Source organism: Actinomycetes bacterium (assembly GCA_022599915.1).
GTDB lineage: Bacteria > Actinomycetota > Actinomycetes > S36-B12.
In genome coordinates, this window is sequence record JAHZLH010000041.1 from 1 (window position 1) to 8836 (window position 8836).

The window sequence follows — 8836 nt, forward strand, 5'->3', positions numbered from 1 at the left end:
GCGATCGCCAGCGATAGCCCAACGTCGTCCTGGACGGCTGGTGTCTTCTTTTTCGTTCATCACAACTTCCTCCTGGCGGCAGCGTAAGTAGGGCTGCTATCGCCGCGGATCAGCCGAATGGTCTACCCCGCCATGGACGTTTGGTCGCCAACTCTGGACTGCAAAGCGAATGATGCGCCGCTGTCAACCGTTTGGCTGACCAGCAAGGTACCTAAATGTGTGAATGGGCTGGGCGTAATGGACGATCCGTAACCCGGCATGGCATTCGTAGTTTTGTGACGTGCCGTTGAGAGCGGCAACCAGGTCGAAGAGATCGACAAGCGATCCAGATCGTTGATGCGAACTGGAACAGAGTGAAAGGTTTTCAGATGTCGCGGAGAAGCGCATTGTTGGCGGCGGCGGTAGCCATAGCCGCGTTGGGCACCTTCTTGGTGTACCTATATGTGCAGAGCATTCAACAGAACTCCTACGCGGATCAGGACCCAGTGACGGTCCTGGTTGCTAAGGAGGCAGTCGCGGTGGGTACGTCTGGCGGTGCTGCCGTCAACGGCGGCTCATTCGAAGAAAAGGTCCTACCCCGAGGTGCGGTACCGGCCGACTCGGTAGCAGACGCTTCGGTAGTGGCGTCGAATGTCGCGGTTACGACGATTCTGCCTGGACAGGTGATCCAGCAATCCATGTTCGGAGAGAAAGCGATCAACGGGCAGCTGCCGCTGGAGAAGGGCGACATCGCCCTGAGTGTCCAACTTGGTGATCCGCAGCGAGTTGCGGGTTTTGTTCAGCCGGGTTCGCAGGTGGCGGTCTTCGCAACTACCGATGACGCGACCAAACTGCTGTTGGCAGATGTGGATGTCGCAGCCGTCGGCCCGACAACTGCAGTGAAGGATTCCGCTAGCGGTGATGGAAATGCGGAAAGCATCCCGACGGCAATCTTGACCCTGTCGCTATCGCAGCGTCAGGCGGAGAAGTTGGTGTTCGCTCAGGCGAACGGAGACCTGTACCTCGGTTTGCAGAACACCAGCTCTGAACTCGGACAGTCGAGCGGCGCCACCGCCGGCAATCTCTTCAACTAGCCCGGCCTAACTCACAGAAAGGGATAAGACCATGACATGCATTGTTGAGCCTGATGCTGATCGCGTGGCCGCGTTAGTAGCGGCTGCCGGCAACGATCCGCAGGTACTGAGTTCGCTAGCGGAACTCCGCACCGCAATCGAAAATTCAAACGATGAAACGGTAGTCCTCGGTCCAGGTGTGGATCAGCAGGCAGCGTTGGAGTTGGTCGCAGAGTTGCGGGTGGCAACGCCACTAGTTGGTTTCGTGCTCGTTCGCGAGCGCGTGGACACCTCGATTTTGTCCGAGGCGTTGCGATCCGGAGTGCGAGAGGTTGTCGCCTTGCGCGATCTTGCGGAAATCTCTGCCGCGGTACGCCGTAGCCAAGACATTACGCAACTGCTGCATCACTCGGCGGGGGACGTCGCACCGACTGGTCCCCGCGGAAAAGTGATTACAGTGTTCTCCCCTAAGGGCGGTACGGGTAAGACCACATTTGCGGTGAACCTCGCCGTGGATCTCGTCCGATCCGGGGCAGGCTCAGTGGTGCTGCTTGATCTGGATTTGGCCTTCGGCGATGTGGCCATCTCGCTACAACTTGATCCGAAACGCTCGGTCGCAGATGCGGTGAAGCTGAACCAAGACTGGGACGACGCTGGGGTACGCGCTCTGCTGACTAGTCATCCCAGCGGACTGCAGGTATTGACCGCGCCCGATGATCCCAGCCTCGCCGAGACGGTGGGTGACGAGACGGTCCGTGGGTTGCTTGCTGCGCTAAGCCGGCAGTTCGATTACGTGATCGTGGACTCGCCTCCGGCACTTAGTGACGTGGTACTCGCAGCGTTTGATCACAGTGACCATGTCGCGCTGTTGACCAGCCTGGATATTCCAGCTCTTAAGAACACCAAGATCACGCTGCGGACGGTGGAAGCGCTGCAGTATCCGCGAGATCGGTTCGGACTAGTGCTGAACCGGGCTGATTCCAAGGTCGGTTTGGACGCAGCTGATGTTCAGAAAGTTTTGCAGACACCGGTGGTGGGTTGGATTCCCTCCTCTCGGGATGTGCCCACCCTTACCAATCGCGGTGCCGCGATCACCGCTGAACTACCAGATCACGCGGTAAGCCGCGCCATCAAGGAAACTGCGGCAGCGTTAATCGGCGGTCGAGTCGCACCGGTGGCTGCGCAACCGCGCAAAAGAATATTTCGGAAGCGGAGGAAAGTCGCATGAGTTTGGCTGACAGACTGGCCCAGGTCACTCGAGAAAAGTCGGCAGCACCAGCGGATGCAGTTGGCGTCAAGGTAGCCGACGAGAGTCTGGCGGAAGGGCCCAAGCGCGCAGCTTCGACGGCTGACACCAAGGTGTTGCGCGATGCGGTGCACGCGCAGTTGTTGGAGCAGCTCGGGCCCGAACTTTACGGCATGGAGATCACTCGGGATGACCTGTCCAAGCGAGTGCTGGCCGCGTTACAGGACGTCTTACAGCGGGATTCGGTGCCGTTGGGGGCGGTGGAACGCACTCGGCTGACCCAGGAGATCTCGGACGATATTTTGGGCTACGGGCCAATCGAACCACTCTTGCGTGATCCCGATGTGACTGAAGTGATGGTTAACGCGCCTGATGCGGTGTACGTGGAGCGTAATGGCCGGCTAGAACTGTCCGCCGCACAGTTCGCTGATGAAATGCACATTCGCCGAACGATCGACAAGATCGTCTCGCGGGTAGGGCGGCGGATTGACGAGTCGTCCCCCATGGTCGACGCGCGACTGCTGGACGGTAGCCGCGTTAACGCGATTATCCCGCCGCTGGCCGTGGATCACCCAGTGCTAACTATTCGTAAGTTCGCTGCCGATCCATTCACCGACCTCGACTTGATTGACTTCGGCACCATGACCCCGCGGGTGGCCAGCTTCCTTGAGGCATGCGTACGCGGCAAACTGAACGTGCTGGTTTCGGGTGGAACTGGCGCAGGAAAGACCACCACGTTGAACGTGCTGTCTGGCTACATCCCCAGTGATGAACGCATTGTCACTATCGAGGATGCCGCAGAGTTGCAGTTACGCCAGGAGCATGTGATTCGACTGGAGGCTAGGCCGGCGAACATCGAAGGCCGCGGCGAAATCACGATTCGAGATCTCGTCAAGAACTCACTACGGATGCGCCCCGACCGCATTGTGGTGGGCGAGGTTCGAGACCGAGCGGCCTTGGACATGTTGCAGGCGATGAATACGGGCCATGACGGCTCCATCTGCACGGTGCACGCGAACTCACCCCGTGACGTGCTTAGTCGAGTCGAGACGATGGTGTTGATGGCCGGTGTCGAACTACCGGTACGGGCGATTCGCGAACAGGTGTCCAGTGCGATTGACCTAGTGGTTCAGCAGACCCGGCTCCGGGATGGCAGCCGAAAGATCACCCACATCAGCGAAGTCGTTGGTATGGAAAGTGACGTCATCACCATGCAGGACCTGTTCTTGTTGGATGAAGAGGCGGGCGTCGATAGCGAAGGCCGGATTCAAGGCCAACTGCAATCCACCGGTCTACGACCGAAGTTCCTGGACAAGTTGCAGGCCTCCGGAGTCACGATTGATCCAGCCATTTTCGCTTTCGAGCATCGGGGTAGGAAGCGATGAAAACGCTAGTAGGCCTGCTGGCGGCTCTGGCCGCCCTGCTGTTCAACGTCGCACCGGCCACCGCCGCTGAAGGTCGGATCGACGACATCAGCAGTGCCAACGATGAACTGACCATTCTGTTCTCGTCGGTCGTACTCGATGGGGACGATGCCATTGACCCCGCTTCAGTCGCGGTGACCGTTGATGACCAACCTGTCGATAGTCGAGTGGCCGCGTACGACGCGGGTGCGGGGGCTGGTCGGGTTGTCATCTTGACGCTTGATGTCAGCGGTTCTATGAAGGGCGCCGGTATCGCAGCCGCAAAGGATGCAGCCGACCTATTTCTTGGCACCGTGCCCGCGGACGTTCGGGTTGGCCTGGTGACCTTCGGCGACAACGCCAAGGTGGCCATTGCCCCAACTGAAAATCATGACGAAGTGGCAGCCAAGGTGGCGGCGCTGAAAGTCGTTGGCGACACCGCCCTGTATGACGGGATTGTTACCGCGGTCAAGGCGGCTGGTGCAACGGGCTCTCGTTCGCTCGTGGTGCTTTCTGACGGTAAGGATGAGGGAAGTAACGCATCACTGAATCAGGCGCGCAAGAGTGTGGCCAGCAGTGGCGTCGGGCTAGACGCGGTTGCGCTGGGCGACGGCGGCAAGCAGGCGCAAGCTGCGCTGGATCAGTTGGCTGAGGCTGGCAGTGGCCAGGTGTTTGGTGCGGCCGCTGCGGACGAGTTGGAGGCAGCATTTGCTGCGAGCGCCTCGTCGCTTGAGTCTCAACTGCAGATTACTGCTGCGCTGCCAGCAGGTACCGGAGCGTACGTGTCGGTCTCGGTTTCAGCGGAAACGGGTTCCGGGTCAGTCGCAGACTCTGCGGTAGCCCAGGTGGAGCCGATCGCTGCTGCAGCAACACCCTCAGGCCCGCAGGCTGCACAGATGGGTGGGCTGACCGCTGTGCTGGCATCACCGGCAGTTGCCGTCGGTGCCTTACTACTAATGTTCACTGGGTTGCTGGTGGTCTTGCTCATCGCCTTCCGCGGCAATGACACCGATGATGGTCGAGTCGGCCGGCGGCTGCGTGGCTATGGCGATGACGCTGTCGCCACCAGTAGCGCCTCGCCTTCGATGGTGGAGCTGAAGGATCGGGTGGCTCGCTCGGCGGTAGAGCTGGCCGGTCGGGTGAGCAACAAGCGCGGCTTTGATCAGACCCTGGGTCTGAAACTAGAAGCCGGGGGACTAGTCCTTAAGCCGGCCGAGTGGTTGCTGATCTTGACCGGCGCCACAGTTGTCGGTGCTCTCGCTGGCGCCCTCGTCTCCGGATTTGGGCTACTCGGAATAGTGCTAGGCGGTGCGGTCGGCTTTGCCATCCCTTACCTCTATCTCAGTGTCCGGGTCAGTAGTCGCCGTAAAGAGTTCGACTCGGTACTGGCTGAGACGCTGACCCTGGTCGCTGGCTCGTTGTCGGCAGGTCATTCCATCCAGCAGGCCTTCGACACCGTTGTGCGCGAATCAGATGGCGTCATGCGAGACGAGCTAGGTCGTGCGCTGGCCGAGGCAAGGCTGGGCGTACCGTTTGAAGACGCGTTGACCCACGTCGCGGAACGTATGGATTCGGAAGATTTCCGCTGGGTGGTCATGGCGATCACCGTGCAGCGCGAAATCGGTGGTGACCTCGCGGAAGTGCTACGCAATGTCGCCGACATGCTGCGGGAACGTGAGCGGCTTCGCCGCCAGGTCAAGACATTGTCAGCGGAAGGAAGATTGTCGGCCTTCGTGTTGATCGGACTGCCGATTGCGATGTTCGGTTACATGTTGGTGGTCCGTCCCGAGTACATTTCCTTGCTCTTTACGACCACGGTTGGGCTGATCATGTCGCTGCTGGCGCTACTCCTACTCGTCGTGGGCGCTATTTGGATGTCCCGCATTATCAAGATTGAGGTGTGATCATGGCACTGCTATTCATTTTGGGGTTAGGCGCAATGTTCGCCGGGGTGATTCTTGCGCTTACTGCCATGGGAGTTTCCGGACAGCGCAATACCGTGGATCGTTCACTTGCCGCAGTGCAGGCAATCTCGTCGGTCCCGACGGAGTTGCAGCGAGATGTGGACCGTCCCTTTACCGAGCGAATCGGAGAAGGTGTGGTCGGTTGGCTGCGGTCTGTGGGACGACACATTACCCCGCAGGACAAGATGGCGGCACTGCGGCGAAAGCTGGATCTGGCTGGCAACCCCTCGGGCTGGACTATGGACCGAGTCGTGGCGCTCAAAGCATTAGGGCTGATGTTGGGCGGCGGCCTCGGAGTGATGTTGCCGCTGCTCGCTGGTTCATTTGCCTGGGCAACGGTCTTGGGGATCGGTTTAGCGGTCCTGGGGTATTTCTTGCCCAATATAGTGCTCTACCAGATCGCCTACAGCCGCAGTCAAGAAATCCAACGGGGTCTTCCTGACGCGCTGGACTTGCTGACCGTATCGGTTGAAGCAGGCATGGGTTTTGACGCCGCGCTAGCCAATGTGGCCCGCAATACTGACGGGCCGTTGGCCGAAGAGTTCTTCCGAGTACTGCAAGAGATGCAACTCGGCAGCGGCCGGCTAGAGGCGATGCGAGCCTTGTCGGACCGAACCGATGTGCGGGATCTGCAATCCTTTATTAACTCCATGATTCAGGCAGACGCGTTCGGTATTCCGATCGCCAACGTCTTGCGGGTGCAGGCAAAGGAGATGCGGATAAAGCGCTCGCAACGGGCGGAAGAGGCGGCCCAAAAAGTGCCGATCAAGATCTTGGTCCCGCTGATCTTCTTCATCCTGCCGGCACTACTAGTGGTCGTAGCGGGACCTGCCGGAATCAGCGTGATGCAGAACCTGCTCTAGCGCCGGGGCAAGGCCGACTGGTCGGCTCTTGCTCGGGGAAATGGTCGGCTCTTGCTCGGGGAAATGAGTAGCAAACGGCCAAAGTAATCACGCAGAGTGAGTTGTAAAACTCGATACGTAGTTTTTCGACGACGATGTTCGTGTTCCCACTCCGACCTTCCTACGGTACGGAGGTAGGTATTCTTCCTGACCTCCGGAAGCATTGATTTCGCAGACTCTCGTCGTGAGATCGATCGCCCAGCGGGTTCGGCAGAGATTAACCCTAGCGGTGGGAGAAAACGATGGCGCAGTCGAGACAATCCAGTGGATCAGTGCGAAGCGGTACCGACCACGATCGAAATGTCATCGTGGTTACGGTGGGGATAGTTGCGCTGGTCGTCATTGATGGCTGGGCAGCCATGGCCGGTGAATGGGCGATCATGGCGGGCTTCTCGCTGCTTTTCCTGCTGAGTTTCGCCCTTCGGATTCGCTGGCCGCAGTCGGCAGCAACATTGTCAGTAGTCGAACCGGTAGTTGTAGCTCTAGTTGTCGTTCTTCTGGGCGAAACTGGGGTGGCTGGCCTGTATCTCGCAGTATCCCCGATTGCGGCCTCAGCAACTGCCGGTGCTGCCGGAGTGCTTAGGGCCGTGGCGCTGCAGGGGGTTGTCTTCACCCTGGTAGCCGTTGCGGTCCATGATCTAGCGCCGGCACCCTTTCTCTGGATGTTGGGTGGCGGTCTGCTGGGACTCTTGGTTGCCGGTGTGAGCCGGTGGGTTGAGCGAGTGACCAGTCGACATGCAGTAGCAGCGGCTCGAGCTGAACGGAAACTGCTGGCAGCGGAAGTGCACGATGGCCTGGCTCAAGAACTTGCTGTGCTGGCCTTTCAGTTGGACGGACTTCAACTTGAACACGGGGAGCAGATCCCGAGCCCCGAAGTCGACCGGGTAGCCGAGGAACTGCGACGGACGATGTACGACGTCCGGATGACCATTCACGGTCTGCGAGACAACGAGATGAGCGATGTGGACTTGGCGCCGATGCTGGCGGAGCATGTTCTTCGTTGCGCTGAAATCTCAGGTATCACAGCGCATTTGAGTGTGGCCGCCGATGCTAACCGACTACCGCCGGAGGTCGCGGTCGAATTAGCCAGAATTGCGCAGGAGGCCATCACCAACGTGCGCAAGCATTCGCGTGCGAAGAATGTCTGGGTGTCGGCGGACGTATTAGGTGGCAGCGCACTCCTAGTGATTGCCGATGATGGTCGTGGCGTCCCCGATATATTGGCCAGCCAGCCGCTCGGTGGTTTTGGTCGGTCGATCATGCAGGAGCGCGCGACCCGTATTGGCGCGGATCTAATAGTCCGGGATCGGAGCGGCGGCGGCACGGTTGTTGAGGTCAGTCGAGCGCCACAGCCAATGGGCCTGGTTGGTCGAACAGTTCGATCGTTAAGCGAATCGAAGCGCGCCGTGTCAGTTCCCGATCGACGCCGCATGTCGCGGAATTCGAAGACCTACAAGTAAGCCATCACTAGGAGATAGGACAGTTTCGATGGGTATGAAAGTTTTCTTAGTTGACGACCATGAACTGATACGTTCTGGAGTCGCGGATGCACTGACTCGCGCCGGACACGAGGTAGTCGGCGAGGCTGCGAACCTCGTAGATGCCCGCGGGCGCTCCGGTGTTCTGGAGTTCGACGCTGCGGTAGTCGATATGCGGCTGCCTGACGGTATTGGCATCGAACTTGTTGCGGAGTTGCGTGCCCGATTTCCAAACGTGGGGTTAGTGCTGCTGACGATGTTCCCTGGTGACGATGTCCTCTTTGAGGCGATGGATGCCGGAGCCAATGCGGTTGTGGGCAAAGACGCCTCGCTGCGTTCCATCATTGCCCGAATCGAAGACTCGGTTGCCGATCCGTCCTCATTCAGTGCGCCGGACTTAGCCGGCGCCATGAAACGACGGATGCAGGACCCAGGGCCGTTGCTGACGCCGCGAGAGCTGGAAGTGCTGGAGATGCTCGCCGAAGGCTATTCGCTATCGCAACTAGCTCGTCGCCTACACGTCAGTACCTCGACAGCCAAGACCCATACAACTCGGATCTACGGCAAGTTGGGTGCGGCTAATCGGGCCCAAGCGGTGATGGAAGCAGTGAATCGCGGAATCCTGCGTCCAGCGGCGACGACTGCCTGAGTGTCAACCGTTTGGACGACCCGGATCCAGCCAAACGTCAACGTCACACCGACCAACTTTCCGATTACCTGGAAGCGCCCAGCAGGGAACCTATTAGTGCGGGCAGGGCCCGTACCTAATCCGGAAAGACCGGACAGACAAA

7 protein-coding genes are annotated in these 8836 nt (G+C 59.3%); all 7 read left to right on the forward strand.

Translation table 11 applies throughout. The features are described from left to right. Positions 1–368 precede the first annotated feature (368 nt). Entirely contained in the window at positions 369–1073 is a 705-nt protein-coding gene (gene cpaB / locus K0U62_06975; GenBank protein MCH9801255.1) for a Flp pilus assembly protein CpaB, read from the forward strand. A 31-nt stretch (positions 1074–1104) separates the two neighbouring features. Continuing rightward, a complete protein-coding gene (locus K0U62_06980) occupies positions 1105–2280 on the forward strand; it encodes an AAA family ATPase (protein MCH9801256.1) in 1176 nt (391 codons plus the stop codon). Beyond that, positions 2277–3683, forward strand: a complete 1407-nt coding sequence (locus K0U62_06985) for a CpaF family protein (GenBank protein ID MCH9801257.1) — start codon at positions 2277–2279, stop codon at positions 3681–3683. The genes K0U62_06980 and K0U62_06985 overlap by 4 nt, the downstream gene beginning before the upstream one ends. Further along, complete coding sequence (locus K0U62_06990; GenBank protein ID MCH9801258.1) at positions 3680–5605, forward strand: type II secretion system F family protein; 1926 nt, start codon at positions 3680–3682, stop codon at positions 5603–5605. The genes K0U62_06985 and K0U62_06990 overlap by 4 nt, the downstream gene beginning before the upstream one ends. A 2-nt stretch (positions 5606–5607) precedes the next feature. After that, positions 5608–6528 (forward strand): type II secretion system F family protein, encoded by a 921-nt coding sequence (locus K0U62_06995; protein ID MCH9801259.1) that lies wholly within the window; start codon positions 5608–5610, stop codon positions 6526–6528. A gap of 281 nt (positions 6529–6809) precedes the next feature. Then, positions 6810–8027, forward strand: a complete 1218-nt coding sequence (locus K0U62_07000) for a hypothetical protein (protein ID MCH9801260.1) — start codon at positions 6810–6812, stop codon at positions 8025–8027. Between the two features lie 28 nt (positions 8028–8055). Further along, a complete protein-coding gene (locus tag K0U62_07005) occupies positions 8056–8694 on the forward strand; it encodes a response regulator transcription factor (protein MCH9801261.1) in 639 nt (212 codons plus the stop codon). Positions 8695–8836: the final 142 nt, after the last annotated feature.

Excerpts from the sequence above, each read along its gene's own strand:
- K0U62_06995 (MCH9801259.1), top strand. The coding sequence starts at position 5,608 with ATGGCACTGCTATTCATTTTGGGGTTAGGCGCAATGTTCGCCGGGGTG.
- K0U62_06985 (MCH9801257.1), top strand. The coding sequence starts at position 2,277 with ATGAGTTTGGCTGACAGACTGGCCCAGGTCACTCGAGAAAAGTCGGCA.
- cpaB (MCH9801255.1), top strand. The coding sequence starts at position 369 with ATGTCGCGGAGAAGCGCATTGTTGGCGGCGGCGGTAGCCATAGCCGCG.
- K0U62_06990 (MCH9801258.1), top strand. The coding sequence starts at position 3,680 with ATGAAAACGCTAGTAGGCCTGCTGGCGGCTCTGGCCGCCCTGCTGTTC.
- K0U62_07005 (MCH9801261.1), top strand. The coding sequence starts at position 8,056 with ATGGGTATGAAAGTTTTCTTAGTTGACGACCATGAACTGATACGTTCT.
- K0U62_06980 (MCH9801256.1), top strand. The coding sequence starts at position 1,105 with ATGACATGCATTGTTGAGCCTGATGCTGATCGCGTGGCCGCGTTAGTA.
- K0U62_07000 (MCH9801260.1), top strand. The coding sequence starts at position 6,810 with ATGGCGCAGTCGAGACAATCCAGTGGATCAGTGCGAAGCGGTACCGAC.